This window comes from Krasilnikovia sp. M28-CT-15, assembly GCF_047159595.1.
Taxonomy (GTDB): Bacteria; Actinomycetota; Actinomycetes; order Mycobacteriales; family Micromonosporaceae; genus Actinoplanes.
The window spans coordinates 6,097,715-6,114,135 of sequence record NZ_BAAGAK010000001.1 but is presented as its reverse complement, the minus strand read 5'-3'; the positions used below and the strand labels follow the sequence as shown (position 1 = coordinate 6,114,135).

Below are 16,421 nucleotides of genomic sequence, written 5' to 3'. Positions count from 1 at the left end.
ATGAGCGCATCAGACGTCCATTCTGGAATGCTCGGCGTGCCGCCGCCGTACCCCGGCGCCGGTCTCCCCACCCCCCGCGGAGGACCCCGTGAGAGCAGTCCCGCTCGTCGGCGCGGCGACGCTGCTGGCCGCCCTCGCAGCGGTGCCGGCGCAGGCCGCCGTCGCCACCGCCGCGCCCGACATCGCCGTCGCCAACGTCAAGGCGCACCTCAATCAGCTGCAGTCGATCGCCACCGCCAACGGCGGCAACCGGGCGCACGGCCGCCCGGGCTTCCTCGCCTCCGTCACCTATGTCAAGAACCTGCTCGACGCCGCGGGCTTCACCACCCAGCAACAGTCGTTCACGTACGGCGGGGCCACCGGCTACAACCTCATCGCGGACTGGCCCGGCGGGGACACCGCGGACACGTTGATGATCGGCTCGCATCTGGACAGCGTCACCGCGGGCCCGGGGATCAACGACAACGGCTCGGGTTCGGCAGCCAACCTGGAGGTCGCCCTCACCGTGGCGCGCAGCGGCTTCCATCCGGCCAGGCACCTGCGGTTCGGCTGGTGGGGCGCCGAGGAGCAGGGGCTGCGCGGCTCGACCGCGTACGTGAATTCGCTCAGCTCCGGGCAGAAGGCCGCGATCACCGGCTATCTCAACTTCGACATGGTGGCGTCGCCCAACCCGGGATACTTCCTGTACGACGGCGACGACTCGGATCACACCGGCTCCGGTCCCGGCCCGGCCGGGTCGGCGGAGATCGAGCAGACCCTGGCGTCGTACTTCACCTCGATCGGGGTGCCGACCCGGGGCACGGACTTCGACGGGCGCAGCGACTACGGGCCGTTCATCGCCAACGGCATCCCCGCGGGCGGGATCTTCACCGGTGCGGAGGGCCGCAAGACCGCGGCCCAGGTCGAACTGTGGGGCGGTACGTCCGGAGCGTTCGATCCGTGCTACCACCGCTCCTGCGACACCGCCTCCAACATCAACGACACCGCGCTGGACCGCAACTCCGACGCCATCGCGTCCACGGTGTGGGCCCTCGCCGAGCGGGGCGGCGACCCGCCCGGTGGCACCCAGGTGTGGTCGGACACGTTCGAGACCACCACCGGCTGGACGACCGATCCGACCGGTACGGACACCGCGACCGCGGGCCGTTGGGAGCGCGGCGACCCGGCCGCGACCAGTTCCGGCGTCAGCACCCAGCTCGGCACGACCAGGAGCGGCACGTTCGACCTCGTGACCGGGGCGACCGCCGGGTCCAGCGCGGGCGCCAACGACGTGGACGGCGGCACCACCACAGTGCGCTCGCCCGTGATCACCTTGCCGTCGGGCACCCTGACACTGTCCTTCGCCTGGTATCTGGCCCATCTGGACAATGCCAGCACCGCCGACTACCTGCGGATCGGCGTCGTCACCGGTACGGGCACCACGACGGTCTTCAGCCAGTCCGGCGCCGCCAGCGACCGCGCGGCGGCGTGGCAGACCTCGACCGTGAACCTGTCCGCTTACGCCGGACAGGCGATCCGGCTGCAGATCGAGGCCGCGGACGCGGGCACCGCCAGCCTGGTGGAGGCGGCCGTGGACGACATCTCGATCACCCAAGGCTGAGCTTTGCGGCGGGGGGTGTGGCCGCGGGCCACACCCCCCGCCCCCGTTCCGGTCGGTCAGGATTCCGCCAGCATCGCGCGCAGCCGCGTCGCCGCCTGGGGCCACTCGTCGGCGGTCATCGCGAACAGCACCGAGTCCCGCCACGTGCCGTCCGGGCGCAGCCGGTGCCGGCGCACCACCCCGTCCCGGCTGGCGCCGAGCCGCGCGATCGCCCGCTGCGAGCGCTCGTTGCGCACGTCGGTGTACCAGAACACCCGCTCCGCGCCGAGCACGTCGAACGCGCGCTCCAGCAGTAGCAGCTTCGCCTCGGTGTTCACCCCGGTCCGCCACCACCGCTTGCCGAGGATGGTGTGGCCGATGCCCAGGGCACCCCGCTCGGAGTCGATGTCGTGATAGCTGGTCATGCCCATGACCTCGCCGGTCTCCGGGTGGATCTGGGCCCAGGTCACCCGCTCGCCGAGCCACTGCTGGCGGGCCGCCGTCTCGACATGCGCGGCCATCTCGGCGTGATCGCGGGGCCGCACACTCGGCAGGAACTGCCACACCTCGTCGTCACCCAGGGCCGCCAGCAGACCGTCCACATGCGCCGGGCGCAGGGGCTCCAGGACCACGTGGGTGCCGCGCAGGGTCACCGCGGTATGCCACGGTGAGCGGCCGGGGGCGAGGTAGTCCGGCGGCGCCGTGCCCACCCCGGTGTCCGGCTGTGGCACGTCGGTGACCTGGCGCAGCGGCAGCACCCCGGCCCAGTGCGGCAGATCCAGATCGTCCGGATCCTCCATCACCCCGCCACTGCGGACCCGGACCGACACCTCGTGCAGGGGCAGGGCCAGCACGGCCGTCTGCGCCAGCTCCCGCCGGTTGGGTGGACGGCTGTCGGCGGCCCGGCCGGGCCGGATCTTGTCCACCAGCGCGGTCATCGCCGCTGCCTGCTCCGCCGGATCCTCGACCAGGCGGGCCGTCCCGATCACCACGACCGAGCGGTAGTTCGCACTGTGGTGGAAGTGCGAGCGGGCGAGCACCAGACCGTCCAGCAGGGTGGCCGACAGGCACACCGGCACGCCGCCGCCGTCGCGGGCCGCCAGGCCCAGCCGGCCGCCGGTGGAGCCGTGCAGGTAGACGGTTTCGCCCACGCGAACGTGCAGTGTGGGCAGCACGCGGGGCTCGCCGTCGACGACGAACGCGACCGCACAGTCATACGCCTCGTCCAGGATGGCGTGCGCCTCGGTGTGCTCGTAGCGCATGCGATCCCGGTAGCGGGTCGGGGTGGTGCGGGGGGTGGGCGCGTAGACGCCGGTCATCGGGCCTCCCTGGAGCTTGCCAAATCGCCTGTACTAGTACAGAATCACGTCTGTGTCAGAACAGTATCAGGTCACCGGCTCCAGTGCCGCCTCGATTTCCGCCAGCATCGAGGCAGGGGTGCGCACGGGAGATCTGGTCTGGGGGCAGGCGCTGCCTGCGGTCCGGATCCTCGCCGACGCGCTGCACGTCAGTCCGGGCACGGTCGCGAAGGCGTACCAGGACCTGCGCCAGCGCGGGGTCGTCGAGACCGCCGGCCGCCGCGGCACCCGCGTGCGGGCCCGGCCCGCCGTGCAGACGCCGCGATCGGCGTTGCGCCTGCCCGTCCCCGCGGGGGTGCTCGACCTCTCGGCCGGCGAGCCGGACCTGCGCCTGCTCCCGCGGCTTGGTCCGCTGCTGCACGAGGTGGCCCGGGAGACGGGTGGGCCGCTCGGCTACGCCGCCGCCGGCGCGCTGCCCGAGCTGGTGGAGGAGGCCCGAGCCCGGCTGGCTGCGGACGGCGTGCCCGCCGTCGACGCCGCGGTGACGGTCACCTCGGGGACGCTCGACGCGATCGAACGGCTGCTCACCACGCATCTGCGCCCGGGTGACTCCGTCGCGGTCGAGGACCCGGGCTGGGCCAACCTGCTCGACCTCGTCGCCACCCTCGGCCTCACCGCGATCCCCGTGGCCGTCGACGACGAGGGCCCGCAGCCCGCCGGGCTGGCCGCCGCGCTGGCAGCGGGCGCCCGCGCGGTCGTCGTCACCGCCCGGGCGCAGAATCCGACCGGCGCCACGGTCACCGCCGCCCGGGCCGCCGAGCTGAAGCCGATCCTCGCGGGCCACCCCGAGGTGCTGCTCATCGAGGACGATCACGCCGCCGAGCTGGCCGGTGTGCCGCTGCACAGCCTCGCCGGTGCCACCGCGGCCTGGGCCTTCACCCGCTCAGCGTCCAAGCCCTACGGTCCGGATCTCCGCATCGCCGTCCTCGCCGGTGACGAGGCCACGATCGCCCGGGTCGCCGGGCGGATGCGCATCGGCACCGGCTGGGTCTCCACCCTGCTGCAACGCCTGCTCCTACTGCTGTGGCGCGAGGCGGCCGTGACCGCGGTCGTCGCCGCCGCGGCCGACAGCTACGACCGCCGCCGCCTCGGCCTGCGCCACGCCTTGTCCGCACGGGGCCTGCCTGGCCACGGCGCCACAGGTCTCAACCTCTGGGTACGCGTGCCCGACGAGACCCGCACCATCGGTGCGCTGCGCGACGCCGGGTATGCCGCGGCGCCGGGATCGCTGTTCCGCCTGAACGCCCCGCCCGGTATCCGGCTGACCGTGAGCCCGCTCGACATGCACGACGTGGACCGGGTCGCCGATGCGGTGGCCGCGGCCGCTCACCCCGTGGCGGCCGGGCCCCCGTCCCGGTGACACCGAGTCGCGCCGGGCGCGCGGGACCGGTAGAACGGTGGAATGGTGAGGAGCGAGCCGCCAGTCGGCGCCCAGGAGTTCATCCCGCCGGGAGCTCGGACGCTCGACGAGCTCAAGGCCGCCGCTGCGGGTTGCCGGGGCTGTGAGCTGTATCAGCACGCCACCCAGACGGTCTTCGGCCGCGGCGCCGCACACGCCCGGGTCGTCTTCGTCGGTGAGCAGCCGGGCGACGTCGAGGATCAGCAAGGCCTGCCGTTCGTCGGACCGGCGGGCCGCCTGCTGCGCGAGGCGGTGGACGACGCCGGCCTCGATCCGGCGGACGTCTACATCACCAACGCGGTCAAGCATTTCCGGTTCGAGCTGCGCGGCAAGCGGCGCATCCACCAGAATCCCGGCCCCGCGCACATCACCGCCTGCCGGCCCTGGCTGGTGTCCGAGTTCGCGCTGCTCCGGCCCGAGCTGGTGATCATCCTCGGGGCCACGGCGGCCAAGGCCCTGCTCGGACCGGATTTTCGGGTCACCCGCTCCCGTGGCCAGCTCATGCCGTGGCCGGCCTCGGCCCGCCACCCGGAGGACTTCCCGGTGGCACAGACCCAGGCGCTCGCCACGATCCACCCGTCGGCGGTGCTGCGCGCCGACGACCGCGACACCGCGTACCGCGGCCTGGTGGATGATCTCCGGGTTGCTGCGGGGGCGGTCGGCTCCGGATCCACCAGTCGCTGACCGGCGGGCGCGGCCGGTGGGTCGGCCGGGAGGACCTCGGCGCTAGGGTGGCCGGGTGCGGTTGACGGACTTCTGGGCGCGGCTCGAGCAGGCGTTCGGCGTGGCCTATGCCAGGAGTCTGGCCACCGATCACGCCTTCGCCGATCTCGGTGGCCGGACCATCGACGAGGCGATCGCGCAGGGGGTGGACACGGCGACGGTGTGGCGCGCCGTGGTGGCCGCGTACCCCGACCGGGTCCCGGCGCGTCTGCACTGACCCGCACCCGCGCTTGCCCGGGGCACGACCCGCTCCCGCTCGGGGCGAACTTTCGTACGCGTGTTCTGGCGTGTCGCTCGATCGTCGTACACGTGTTCGGCTATTGTCCACAGGCGGCGCGGTCATCCACAGGTCACGGCCGACCGGCTGTATTTCTGTCGGACCCACCGCCTACCGTGACGCGCGTGGTGAATAGAAGCTCATCGGCGAAGGCTGGGAAGTCGACTACAGGGGTGGCTGACATGGTGGCAGGACCCGACCGGGAGAAGGCTCTCGATCTGGCGCTGGCGCAGATCGACAAGCAGTTCGGCAAGGGTTCCGTGATGCGGCTGGGGGAGCGGCCAGTCGTGCAGACGGCCATCATCCCGACCGGCTCCATCGCGTTGGACGTGGCGCTCGGCGTCGGTGGGCTGCCGCGCGGCCGCGTCATCGAGATCTACGGTCCGGAGTCCAGCGGTAAGACGACGGTGGCCCTGCACGCGGTCGCCAGCGCCCAGCGCTCCGGGGGCATCGCGGCGTTCATCGACGCCGAGCACGCCCTCGACCCGGAGTATGCGCGGGCCCTCGGCGTCGACACCGACGCCCTCCTGGTGTCCCAGCCGGACACCGGTGAGCAGGCGCTGGAGATCGCCGACATGCTGATCCGCTCCGGCGCCCTCGACATCATCGTCATCGACTCGGTGGCCGCCCTCGTGCCGCGCGCCGAGATCGAGGGCGAGATGGGCGACAGCCACGTCGGTCTCCAGGCCCGCCTGATGAGCCAGGCGCTGCGGAAGATCACCGGCATTCTCAACAATTCCGGCACCACCGCCATCTTCATCAACCAGCTCCGCGAGAAGATCGGCGTCATGTTCGGCTCCCCCGAGACGACGACCGGTGGCCGGGCCCTGAAGTTCTACGCCTCGGTGCGTCTCGACGTGCGCCGCATCGAAAGCCTCAAGGACGGCACGGACGTCGTCGGCAACCGGACTCGCGTCAAGGTCGTCAAGAACAAGGTCGCCGCGCCGTTCAAGCAGGCCGAGTTCGACATCATGTACGGCAAGGGCATCTCCCGCGAGGGGTCGCTCATCGACGTCGGCGTCGAGCAGAGCATCATCCGCAAGTCCGGCGCCTGGTACACGTACGAGGGTGACCAGCTGGGCCAGGGCAAGGAGAAGGCCCGGGAGTTCCTCCGGGAGAATCCGGACGTGGCGGCCGAGATCGAGAAGAAGATCCTGGAGAAGCTCGGTGTGGGCCAAGCGGGGGCGGGCAGCGACGCCGCCGGTGGCCCTGAACTGCCCCCGGTCGACTTCTGACGTGCGAGCTTCCCCGCGGTCATCGGGTCACCGGGGCGGTGATCCCCGATGACCGCGCGACGTGGCGCGCGGTCGGGCCGAGGATGGGACGCTATCCCGCCACGGCCTGACCGCCAGCCACGAGTTCCTCCCGAGCCGAGGTCCCCCGCGCAGGGCTCCCTGGCCGGGCCGTCGCGCGACGAGTCCGAAGTGGCCCGCGAAATCTGCCTCAAGCAGTTGGCTGCCCGTCCCCGCTCGCGGGCCGAGCTTGCGCAGGCGCTGGCCCGTCGGCAGATCTCCACCGAGGTGATCGCCGAGGTGCTCGACCGGTACGACGAGGTCGGCATCATCGACGACGCGGCGTTTGCCCGTGCGTGGGTGTCCAGCAGGCATCACGGACGCGGGCTTGCGCGGCGAGCCCTTGCGGGCGAGTTGCGTCGGCGCGGAATCGCCGCCGAGGTGGCCAGCGAGGCACTCGCGTCCCTCGACGAGGATTCCGAGGCGACCGCCGCCCGTGCGCTGGTCGATCGCAAGCTGCGCACCGCGGCAGGTGCCCCGGAAGCTGTGTTCCGCCGACTCGTCGGAATGCTCGCGCGAAAGGGATACCCCGCGGGCCTGGCATTTCGTGTCGTCAAGGACGCCATGGCAGAACGCGACACCGAGGCGGCGCAATTCGTATCCAGCATCGACACCGACGCGTACGGCGATGCGGACGGTTCGACCGACATCACCTAGACCCGGACCCATCGGCCGTTCCCGCGACGGCCGGCCGCACAGCGGGGGTGCGGAGGTCACCTGGATCGCGCCGTCTTGATCGCCCGTGGACGCCGTCCAGGGAGGCGGAGCGGGCCGGAGTTCGGGCCGCGCCGGTTCGCGGGGGGATCGCGACGGGACTGTCAGTAACCGCACGAATGATTTACCTCCGTAAACGTCCGTATTGTCTACGGTGGATGGCGGCAATCGCTGACAGCGGGTAAGTTCCACCTCTGACTGCGCGGATCACCGTCCCTCGGATGGGGAGGGTGCCTCGACGGGGGAGTACACGCGCGCAGCGACGGTGGGAGGAACATGCGAATCAATCAGCTCGCACGCCATCGCGGCGTGCGTGTGACCGCTCGGCTCGGCGTGATCGCCGGCGCTGTCGGCGTGGCCGCTCTTACGGGCGCCGCAGCGGCGAACGCATCGACGCCGGCGCTGGGGCGAGCCGCGATCGCCCTGGCCGAGCCCGACGCGACGGGCACCACAACGGCCGAGAAGGCCAACGAGCCCGCCACGGGCGGCGACACCAACCCCGGTGACACCGGCGGCAGCACCGACCCGGGCACCGGTGGCAGCACTGGCGGTGGCAGCACTGGCGGTGGCGACAACCCGGGCGGTGGCGGAAGCACCGGCGGTGGCGACAACCCGGGTGGCGGCGGAAGCACCGGCGGTGGCGACAACCCGGGTGGCGGCGGAAGCGCCGGCGGTGGCGACAACCCCGGCGGCGGTGAGGCTCCCGGTGGTGGCGGCGCCAACCCGGGTGACGTTCCGCCCGCCTCCGGCGCCGGTACGGGCGGCGGTGCGGGCAGCGGTGGCGCGGCCAACGGCGGTGGCACCAAGGCCGGCGGTGGCAACGCCAAGGGCGGCAACGCCAAGGGTGGCAACAACGGAGGCGGCAACAACGGGGGCGGCGGTAACGGCGTCGGTACTGGCGGCGGCACCGGCGGTGGTGGTGGTTCGGCCTCAGCGAGTTCCGGATTGCCGGTCACCGGCGTCAACGTCGTGGGTATCGCCGGTGTCGGCGCTGCCGTCGCGGCAGGCGGTGTCGGTCTGGTACTGGTGACGCGCCGCCGCCGCGAGTCGGCGGAGGCATGAGGACGCGGACAGCGGCCTAGCGGCGAAGGCTTCCTGCGCCGCAACGAGACTCCCGCCCGGGCGTGCATCGGCGCGCTCCGGGCGGGAGTCTCGCTTTTCCGTCCTCGGCCGCCACGCGCCCCTGCGGCGGGAGTTGCCGTGCGGCGGGAGTTGCCGTGCGGCGGGAGTTGCCGTGCGGCGGGAGTTGCCGTGCGGCGGGAGAGTGGCCGTGCGGGGTGGGTTGTCGTGCGGCGTGAGTTGTCTGCGGCGCGAGTGTGAGAACGATGTCACGCAACCGCGAGCCATTGCTCACCACGCCATGAATTGCCTCACAGCATGAATTGCCGCACGCAATGAGCTGTCTCACCACACAGGCCCCGCGCGGAAGAGCGAACCCGGCGTTCGGGCGAATCTCCGCGCCCGCACCCAGGGACCGTCAAGCGGTACGCCGACACGATGTGGCGCAGACCAAGCACGCTAGGTGGGCGACAGGCTCGCATATCGCCGCCAACGCCCCGGATGTGCCAATGCCGTGCCGGGAAACCGGGGCTGGCGACGGCAACCGGTCGAGTAGCGCAGTGGCTGGTGCGTCGCCGCACTGGGAGCCAAAGTGGATCTTCGCGGGGGCCTCGCCGATCGCGCCTGACTGGTAATCTGCTCCGCCGTGACAGACGACTCCCACGGTGCTCAGGGCGGGTCCGCTCCCTTCCCGGAGGGTGCCGAACCCACCGTGCACCTCGCCGCCGTGCGAGAGTCTTCCAGCGGCCCGGCGACACCTGCCGAGCCCGCGACCGGCCCGAGTCCCCAACCGCTGCCGCCCGGGCGCGACACAGCCCGGGAAATGCCTCCCGCGGCCTCGGCGGCCACTGCAACCGCTCCCGCGGTAACGCCCGAAGCGACCCCGGCGGCCGTCCAACCACCAGCAGGGCAATCACCAGCAGGGCAATCACCAGCAGGGCAATCACCAGCAGGGCAACCTCCGGCAGGGCACGTTCCGGCAGGGCAGGCTCCGGCAGGGCACGCTCCGGCAGGGGAGCCCCCGGCGGGCCAACCCCCGATGGTCGGGCAGCCCCCGGCGGGCATGCGGCCGTCGGTCCCGGCATCTCACGACGCCGGTCCGGCGCCATATCCAGCGGGCCACCACCCGACGCCCGGTCCGGCCGGAGCGCACGCTCCGCCGAATCCGCAGCCGGCCGATCAGGGTGCCCAGCGCGGCTCCGCCGAGATCCAGGAGCGCCCGGTCAATCAGCCCCCACCCCCCGGCGCCCAAACCCAGGCGTACCCGTCCTACGGCCCCTTCCACCCGGCGCCCACCACGCCGGACCACCCGGCCACCGCCTCGGGCCAGGCGGCCACGCCGGGCCACCCGGCCGCGGTGCCGGGTCAGGCGGTCGCACCGGGCCACCCGGCCACCGTGCCGGGTCAGATGGCCGCGCCGGGCCACCCGCCCACCGTGCCGGACCCTTCGGCCGCGCCGGGTCACCCGGCCGCGCCTTCGCCGGACCCCCGGGATCCGGCGTCCCCGTACCCCCCTTTTACGCCCACGTCCGGAGCAGGACCGTCCAGCTGGGACGACGACCGTTTCGGCTTCGACACCCCGATGTCGCGAGGCCCGCGGATCGAACCGTCCCCGCCGCCGGATCGCCGTCGCCTGGTGCGGGGCCTGATCGTCGGTCTGGTCGTGGGCCTGTTGCTGTTCGGTACGGGCGGCTGGTTCGCGGGCCGGGCAACCGCCCCCGCGGCGGCTCCCTCCCCGGCACCCAGCGCCGCCCCGTCCACGGAGCCGACGGCGGGGGTGTACGAGCAGAACCAGATCGCGATCAACCAGCCGAAGCTGACCGGTGCTCTGGAGCCGGTGGCGCGCAACTGGCTGCCGTACCTGTCGGGCTGCGCCCGCAGCGGCGAGCGGAACGGTCCCAGCCTGAGCCGTGGTGAGAAGGCCCGGGTCCGTTGCGAGCTGGACGCGATGACGATCGTCTTCGTCGAGTTCGACTCGGCGACCGACCGGGACAAGGGCCACGCCCGGACGCTCGGGCAGAACGTGGACGCCCGTCAGCTCGCTCCGGGCGTCGCAGAGGCGACGAAGCGCCCCGCCCCGTCGGGTCAGCTCAACGGCAACTACGTGGAGTTTGCGTACAAGGTGACCGAGGGTGGCAGCGACAGGGTCGTCAGTGGCATTTGGTGGGACGACGCGCAGACGCCGGTTGCCGTGTACCTGCTGGCGTACTGGAAGGAAGGCGTCGGCGAGAAGTGGGAGCCGATGCGAGATCTCTGGTCCCGCTACGCCTGAATTGCCCCCGGCCGGGTTGAGCAGGGCGTGGGCATGTCTGTGCCATACGTCCCGTCCGCTGCCGAATCATGAGTCCTTGACCGAACCGGCTTCCGCGACCTAGCCTCGCGTTACACAAGGTTTGCTCGACCACCGCATGCAAAGCGCACAACATAGATCGCATTACAGTACGGCATCACTTCGGTGCTCTGCGGCGCCGATTCCCGGGTCCGCACGCTCCGGGTGGGCGGCGACACGGGCGCACACCGGTACGGCGTTCAGGTCGTGCACGCAACGCGGCGTGCGCGGCGGTCAGGTCCGGCGGTTCGCCGGCAATGGCGACGCGGGCACAGGCGGACCGGGGTGGCACGACGGCGCCCCGCGTGGCGGAAACCGCTCCGCCGGTCGGCTGTTGCCGTCTGTGGCCGATCCGCGCCGTGGTCGAGCATTCCGGGCTCCCGCGGTCGGTGCCGCGGCCCGGACCCCGCCGCGGCGGGTGCCGGACCCGCCGTGACAGGCTGGTGGGAACGGATGTGCGAGGTGAAGGGAGCAGCGGCGAGATGACCGCCCCGTACTGGGTGCTCGTGGTGGCGATCGCGGTCCTCGCCGCACTGGTGGTCTTCGGTCTCGTGATCGGCGCCCGGGTCGTGCGCCAGTTGCAGAGCGGCCGGGCCGACGACGGATTCCTGCAAGCCAAGGATCAGCACGAGCAGTCTCTCGCCGCGCTGCGTACCGCCGCCGACGAGGCCTCCACCGCGGTGGATGACGCCAAGGCCAAGGCCGCGTCGGTGCGCGCCGAGGCGGCCGCGGCGAAGGCCGAGGCGACCGCGGCCCGCGCCGAGGCGCGCCGGGTGTTGGAGGCCGCGCACGCGGAGGCCGACACCATCCTGGACCACGCCCACCGGCAGGCCGAGTCCGACGCCGAGCAGGTCCGTGCGGCGGCCCGGCGCAGCGGCGAGCGTGAGGTGGCGCTGCTCAACGCTACGGCCAAGGAGCAGGCGGCCGAGGTGGAGCGCCGCGCCAGCCGGATCGACGAGCGGGAACGGTTGCACGCCGACGAGGTCGAGCGGCTCACCGATCGGGAACGCCGCCTTGCCGCGATGGACACCGACCTGACCGCCCGCGAGGCGGCCCTGACCCGTCGTGAGGGCTCGCTGGCCGCGGCCGAGGAGGAGCACCGCCGGGAGCTGGAGCGCATCGCCGGGCTGACCGCCGAGGCCGCTCGCGCGGAGCTGGTCGACAGCATCGAGGGACAGGCGAAGCGGGAGGCCGCTCTCCTGGTCCGCGACATCGAGAACGACGCCCGCAGCACCGCCGAGACCCGGGCCCGGCACATCGTCGTGGACGCCATCCAGCGGGTCGCCAGTGAGCAGACCGCGGAGAGCGTGGTCAGCGTCCTGCACCTGCCCAGTGACGAGATGAAGGGCCGGATCATCGGCCGCGAGGGCCGCAACATCCGGGCCTTCGAGTCGACCACCGGGGTCAACCTGATCATCGACGACACCCCCGAGGCGGTGTTGCTGTCCTGCTTCGACCCGGTACGCCGGGAGGTCGGCCGCCTGACCCTGGAGAAGCTGGTGCTGGACGGGCGCATTCACCCGCACCGGATCGAGGAGGTCTTCGAGTCGGCCAAGAGCGAGGTGGAGCGCCTCTGCGACCGGGCCGCCGAGGAGGCCCTGGTCGACGTGGGCATCACGGACATCCACCCCGAGCTGGCGACCCTGCTGGGCCGCCTGCGCTACCGCACCAGCTATGGCCAGAACGTCCTCAAGCACCTCGTGGAGACCGCGCACATCGCCGGCATCATGGCCGCCGAGCTGCGCCTGGACGTGCCGACGATCAAGCGGTGTGCGTTCCTGCACGACATCGGCAAGGCGCTCACCCACGAGGTGGAGGGCAGCCACGCCCTCATCGGCGCGGACCTGGCCCGCAAGTACGGCGAGAGCGAAGACGTCGTGCACGCCATCGAGGCGCACCACAACGAGGTGGCCCCGCAGACCATCGAGGCCGTGCTGACCCAGGCGTCCGACGCGTGCTCCGGCGGCCGGCCGGGCGCCCGCAGGGAGAGCCTGGAGGCGTACGTGAAGCGGCTGGAGCGGATCGAGGAGATCGCCGCGGGCAAGCTCGGGGTGGACAAGGTCTTCGCGATGCAGGCCGGCCGCGAGATTCGGGTGATGGTGCGCCCGGAGGAGATCGACGACATCGGCGCGGCCGTGCTGGCCCGCGACGTGGCGAAGCAGATCGAGGAGGAGCTGACCTACCCGGGCCAGATCCGCGTCACGGTCGTCCGTGAGTCCCGTGTCACGGAGCTGGCCCGGTAGCCGATCCACCTGCCGGAACGGCGGGCCCAGGTCAGCCCTGACGTTCCGCGGCGGGCCGCGTCAGCCCTGCGGTTCGGTCACCCCGATGCCCTCGCCGAAGCCCATGTCGGGCTGCTCGCCGGTGGCGACCGGCGTCGGCCCGGTGTGCCGCCCAGTGCGCCGGGTGCGTCGGCCGAGCCAGCCCGCCACCCAGGTCAGGGCCGTGTTCACCACGATGAAGATGATCGCGACGACGATGGCCGCCTGGACCACGTTGCCGTAGTTGGCGGACAGGTTGTTGACGCCGAGCTGCAGCAGCTCCGGGTACGCGATGATGTAGCCGAGCGCGGTGTCCTTCACCAGCACGACGAGCTGGCTGACGATCACGGGAAGCATCGCGCGGGCTGCCTGGGGCAGCAGGATCGCGTGCATGACCTGGCCCTTGCGCAGGCCGATCGCGTAACCGGCCTCGCTCTGCCCCGACGGCACCGACCGGATTCCGGCGCGGAACGCCTCCGCCAGCACGGAGCCGTTGTAGAGGGTGAGGCCCGCGACGACCGCCCAGAAGACCGGCATCGGCGACTGCGTCAGGAACGGCACGCCGTAGAAGATGAAGAACATCAACAGCAGCAACGGTACGGCGCGGAAGAACTCGACGACCGCACCGGCCGGGATGCGGACCCACCGGTGCTCGGAGAGCCGCCCGACCGCGAAGACGAGCCCGAACACGAGCGAGAGCACCATGGCGACCGCGGCCGCCTTCAGCGTGTTGATCAGCCCGGGGACGATGTAGTCCGTCCACGTGCTCGCCATCGTGAACGGCTTCCACAGGGCGGCCGCCCACTGCCCCTTCGTGTCGAAACGCAGGTAGACCCAGTACAGCAGCGCCAGCAGCGCCACCCCGAAGACGACCGTGAGGATCCGGTTGCGTACCCGGGCGCGGGGGCCGGGGTGGTCGTAGAGGACCGCGTCCGTGCTCACCGCTTCACCGCCAGCCGGTTCGCCAGCCAGCCGAAGGCGTAGCCGGAGGGAATGAGGACCGCCGCGAACGTGCCCGCGAAGACCAGGAAGATCGGGATGACCGCGTCGCCGTTGGCGTTGATGAGTTCCTTCATCGCGTTGGACGACTCGGCGAGCCCGATGGTCCCGACGATGGTGGCGTTCTTGGCCAGCGCGATGAAGATGCTGCCCAGCGGCGCGACCACGGTGCGCCCGGCCTGCGGCAGGATGATCATCGTCAGGGTCTGCCGGAAGGACATCCCGATCGCCCTGGCGGCCTCGGCCTGCCCCGCCGGCACGGTGTTGATGCCGGAGCGGATGGCCTCGCAGACGAACGCGGCGGTGTAGACCGACAGGCCGATCACGCCGAGCCAGTAGTTGTTGCGCTCGAGGTCATCGGAGACCGTGAAGCCGAGCGCGGAGTACAGGCCGAAGTAGCAGAAGAAGATGATCAGCGTCAGCGGCGTGTTGCGGAAGGTGTTCACCCACGCCGTGCCGAAGCCGCGCAGCACCGGCACGGGGGAGACCCGCATCGCGGCCAGCAGCACGCCCATGACGAGCGCGCCCACGGTGCCGCCGATCGTGAGCTTCAGGATCCAGAGGAACCCGGTCACGTACACGTCGACGTTGGCGGGGTCGGAGAAGACGTTCATCGTCCTCGCTTCCTCGAAACGCGGTCGCGGGCGGAACCGGCACGCCGGTCCCGCCCGCGATCAGGCGGTTCAGCTGCAGTTGGTCAGCTTCGTGACGTCCAGCGTCGGCGCGGCCTTGCCGCTCTTGCCGAGCGTCGAGTCCCACGCCGCCTTGTACGACCCGTCGGTCACGGACGCCTTCAGGATCTCATTGATCTTGTTGCAGCCCGCGGTGTCGGTCTTCTTCAACCCGATGCCGTACGGCTCGGTGCTGAACGGCTTGCCGACGACCTTGAACTTGCCCGCGTACTGCGGCTGGGCGGCGTAGCCGGCGAGGATGATGTCGTCGGTGGTCACCGCGTCGATCGACTTCTGGGCCAGCGCGGAGACGCACTTGGAGTACGAGTCGAACTGCTGCAGGTGCGCCTTCGGGTAGTCGGTCTGGATCCGCTTGGCCGGCGTCGAGCCGGTCACCGAGCAGACGTTCTTGCCGTCCAGCGACTCCGGGCCGGTGATGGTGGAATCGGCCGCCACCAGCAGGTCCTGGCCCGCGATGTAGTACGGTCCGCCGAAGTTGACGACCTTCTTGCGCTCGTCGTTGATCGTGTACGTCGCCACGACCAGGTCCACCTGGCCCTGCTGGATGAACGGCTCGCGGTTGGCCGACACCGTGGTCTTCCACTCGATGCCGGACTCCGGCACGCCGAGGCCCTTCGCCAGGATCTTGGCGATCTCGATGTCGAAGCCCGTGTAGGTCGTGCCGGACTGCAGGCCCAGGCCGGGCTGGTCCGCCTTGACGCCGATGACCAGCTTCTTGTCCTTGGACGCCTTGTCCACGACGCCGGACGAGCTGGAACCGCTGTCGTCCCCGCCGCACGCCGCCATCGCCAATGCCATCGCAACGGCCCCCGCCGCTGCTGCCAGTCGCGTGATGCGCATCGTTACGCTCCTCGAATCAGGTACTGCACCAACAGAGCCGCGGAGCGGCTCCTGAGTAGACGCTCAGTGCGTCAAGATCTTGGACAGGAAGTCCTTGGCCCGGTCGCTGCGCGGGTGGGCGAAGAATTCGGCGGGTTCGGCCTGTTCGACGATCTGACCGTCGGCCATGAAGACGACCCGCTTCGCCGCGTGCCGGGCGAAGCCCATCTCGTGGGTGACCACGACCATGGTCATGCCCTCGCGCGCCAGTGCGGTCATGACGTCGAGCACCTCGCCGACCATCTCCGGGTCGAGCGCGCTGGTCGGCTCGTCGAAGAGCAGGGCCTTGGGCTGCATGGCCAGCGCGCGGGCGATCGCCACCCGCTGCTGCTGGCCGCCGGAGAGCTGGGCGGGGTACTTTTCGGCTTGACTGGCGATGCCCACCCGTTCGAGCAGGGCGAGCGCGCGGTCGCGTACCGCTGCGGGGTTTTCTTTGCGGACCTTGACCGGTCCCAGCATCACGTTCTGCAGGATGGTCTTGTGGGCGAAGAGGTTGAACGACTGGAACACCATGCCGACCTCGCTGCGCAGCCGGGCGAGGGCGCGGCCCTCCGCGGGCAGTTGCTGGCCGTCGAAGGTGATCGTCCCCGAGTTGATCGGCTCCAAGCGGTTGATCGCGCGGCACAGCGTGGACTTGCCCGAACCGGACGGTCCGATCACGACCACGACCTCGCCGCGGTGCACAGAAAGATCCACATCCTGCAGCACGTGCAGCGGGCCGAACCACTTGTTGACCTTCTCGAGCACGATGAGCGGCTCGTCAGTCACGGTCGGACCACCATCCCGTCGTTGGTTCTGTCGACTGGTCCACTGTATGGGCGCAGCGATCTCGGATCCGACCGAGAATAGTCACGGAGCGG

At 71.4% G+C, this 16,421-nt stretch carries 14 protein-coding genes; 9 read left to right on the top strand and 5 right to left on the bottom strand.

The features are described 5' to 3' along the window. Positions 1 to 88: 88 nt before the first annotated feature. Positions 89 to 1,600: a M28 family peptidase gene (locus tag ACMCNO_RS28000; RefSeq protein ID WP_412752437.1), complete on the top strand. Its 1,512-nt coding sequence runs from the start codon at positions 89 to 91 to the stop codon at positions 1,598 to 1,600. A gap of 56 nt (positions 1,601 to 1,656) precedes the next feature. On the opposite strand, the gene ACMCNO_RS27995 is transcribed toward ACMCNO_RS28000, so the two are convergent. Beyond that, positions 1,657 to 2,898, bottom strand: coding sequence for a bifunctional pyridoxamine 5'-phosphate oxidase family protein/GNAT family N-acetyltransferase (locus tag ACMCNO_RS27995; RefSeq protein ID WP_412752436.1), 1,242 nt, complete (start codon positions 2,896 to 2,898; stop codon positions 1,657 to 1,659). A 52-nt stretch (positions 2,899 to 2,950) separates the two neighbouring features. On the opposite strand from ACMCNO_RS27995, the gene ACMCNO_RS27990 reads away from it, so the two are divergent. The 8 genes from ACMCNO_RS27990 to rny all read left to right on the top strand — a co-directional run bounded on the left by ACMCNO_RS27990 (position 2,951) and on the right by rny (position 12,973). Next, positions 2,951 to 4,297 (top strand): aminotransferase class I/II-fold pyridoxal phosphate-dependent enzyme, encoded by a 1,347-nt coding sequence (locus ACMCNO_RS27990; protein WP_412752435.1) that lies wholly within the window; start codon positions 2,951 to 2,953, stop codon positions 4,295 to 4,297. 42 nt (positions 4,298 to 4,339) lie between these two features. Beyond that, positions 4,340 to 5,020 (top strand): UdgX family uracil-DNA binding protein, encoded by a 681-nt coding sequence (locus tag ACMCNO_RS27985; RefSeq protein ID WP_412752434.1) that lies wholly within the window; start codon positions 4,340 to 4,342, stop codon positions 5,018 to 5,020. A 55-nt stretch (positions 5,021 to 5,075) separates the two neighbouring features. Continuing rightward, on the top strand, positions 5,076 to 5,276 hold the full coding sequence (locus ACMCNO_RS27980) for a DUF3046 domain-containing protein (protein ID WP_412752433.1): 201 nt from the start codon (positions 5,076 to 5,078) through the stop codon (positions 5,274 to 5,276). Positions 5,277 to 5,518: 242 nt separating this feature from the next. After that, positions 5,519 to 6,571 carry a recombinase RecA gene (recA, locus tag ACMCNO_RS27975; RefSeq protein WP_412752432.1) on the top strand — a complete coding sequence of 351 codons (1,053 nt, stop codon included), beginning with the start codon at positions 5,519 to 5,521 and terminating at the stop codon, positions 6,569 to 6,571. Positions 6,572 to 6,619: 48 nt separating this feature from the next. Next, positions 6,620 to 7,285 carry a regulatory protein RecX gene (locus ACMCNO_RS27970; RefSeq protein ID WP_412752431.1) on the top strand — a complete coding sequence of 222 codons (666 nt, stop codon included), beginning with the start codon at positions 6,620 to 6,622 and terminating at the stop codon, positions 7,283 to 7,285. A 366-nt stretch (positions 7,286 to 7,651) separates the two neighbouring features. Then, positions 7,652 to 8,404: a hypothetical protein gene (locus ACMCNO_RS27965; protein ID WP_412752430.1), complete on the top strand. Its 753-nt coding sequence runs from the start codon at positions 7,652 to 7,654 to the stop codon at positions 8,402 to 8,404. Between the two features lie 1,633 nt (positions 8,405 to 10,037). Beyond that, on the top strand, positions 10,038 to 10,673 hold the full coding sequence (locus ACMCNO_RS27960) for a hypothetical protein (protein ID WP_412752429.1): 636 nt from the start codon (positions 10,038 to 10,040) through the stop codon (positions 10,671 to 10,673). A gap of 539 nt (positions 10,674 to 11,212) precedes the next feature. Further along, positions 11,213 to 12,973, top strand: a complete 1,761-nt coding sequence (gene rny, locus ACMCNO_RS27955; RefSeq protein ID WP_412752428.1) for a ribonuclease Y — start codon at positions 11,213 to 11,215, stop codon at positions 12,971 to 12,973. 60 nt (positions 12,974 to 13,033) lie between these two features. Here the strand turns inward: rny and ACMCNO_RS27950 are convergent, their stop codons facing one another. The 4 genes from ACMCNO_RS27950 to ACMCNO_RS27935 all read right to left on the bottom strand — a co-directional run bounded on the left by ACMCNO_RS27950 (position 13,034) and on the right by ACMCNO_RS27935 (position 16,329). Next, positions 13,034 to 13,933 carry an amino acid ABC transporter permease gene (locus ACMCNO_RS27950; RefSeq protein ID WP_412752427.1) on the bottom strand — a complete coding sequence of 300 codons (900 nt, stop codon included), beginning with the start codon at positions 13,931 to 13,933 and terminating at the stop codon, positions 13,034 to 13,036. After that, complete coding sequence (locus tag ACMCNO_RS27945) at positions 13,930 to 14,604, bottom strand: amino acid ABC transporter permease (RefSeq protein WP_412752426.1); 675 nt, start codon at positions 14,602 to 14,604, stop codon at positions 13,930 to 13,932. Before ACMCNO_RS27945 ends, ACMCNO_RS27950 begins: the two co-directional genes overlap by 4 nt. Positions 14,605 to 14,673: 69 nt before the next feature. Then, positions 14,674 to 15,522, bottom strand: a complete 849-nt coding sequence (locus ACMCNO_RS27940; protein ID WP_412752425.1) for a glutamate ABC transporter substrate-binding protein — start codon at positions 15,520 to 15,522, stop codon at positions 14,674 to 14,676. 63 nt (positions 15,523 to 15,585) lie between these two features. After that, positions 15,586 to 16,329: an amino acid ABC transporter ATP-binding protein gene (locus ACMCNO_RS27935; RefSeq protein ID WP_412752424.1), complete on the bottom strand. Its 744-nt coding sequence runs from the start codon at positions 16,327 to 16,329 to the stop codon at positions 15,586 to 15,588. Positions 16,330 to 16,421 lie beyond the last annotated feature (92 nt).

Excerpts from the sequence above, each read along its gene's own strand:
- ACMCNO_RS27970 (WP_412752431.1), top strand. The coding sequence starts at position 6,620 with ATGACCGCGCGACGTGGCGCGCGGTCGGGCCGAGGATGGGACGCTATC.
- ACMCNO_RS27945 (WP_412752426.1), bottom strand. The coding sequence starts at position 14,604 with ATGAACGTCTTCTCCGACCCCGCCAACGTCGACGTGTACGTGACCGGG.
- ACMCNO_RS27995 (WP_412752436.1), bottom strand. The coding sequence starts at position 2,898 with ATGACCGGCGTCTACGCGCCCACCCCCCGCACCACCCCGACCCGCTAC.
- recA (WP_412752432.1), top strand. The coding sequence starts at position 5,519 with ATGGTGGCAGGACCCGACCGGGAGAAGGCTCTCGATCTGGCGCTGGCG.
- ACMCNO_RS27940 (WP_412752425.1), bottom strand. The coding sequence starts at position 15,522 with ATGCGCATCACGCGACTGGCAGCAGCGGCGGGGGCCGTTGCGATGGCA.
- rny (WP_412752428.1), top strand. The coding sequence starts at position 11,213 with ATGACCGCCCCGTACTGGGTGCTCGTGGTGGCGATCGCGGTCCTCGCC.
- ACMCNO_RS27985 (WP_412752434.1), top strand. The coding sequence starts at position 4,340 with ATGGTGAGGAGCGAGCCGCCAGTCGGCGCCCAGGAGTTCATCCCGCCG.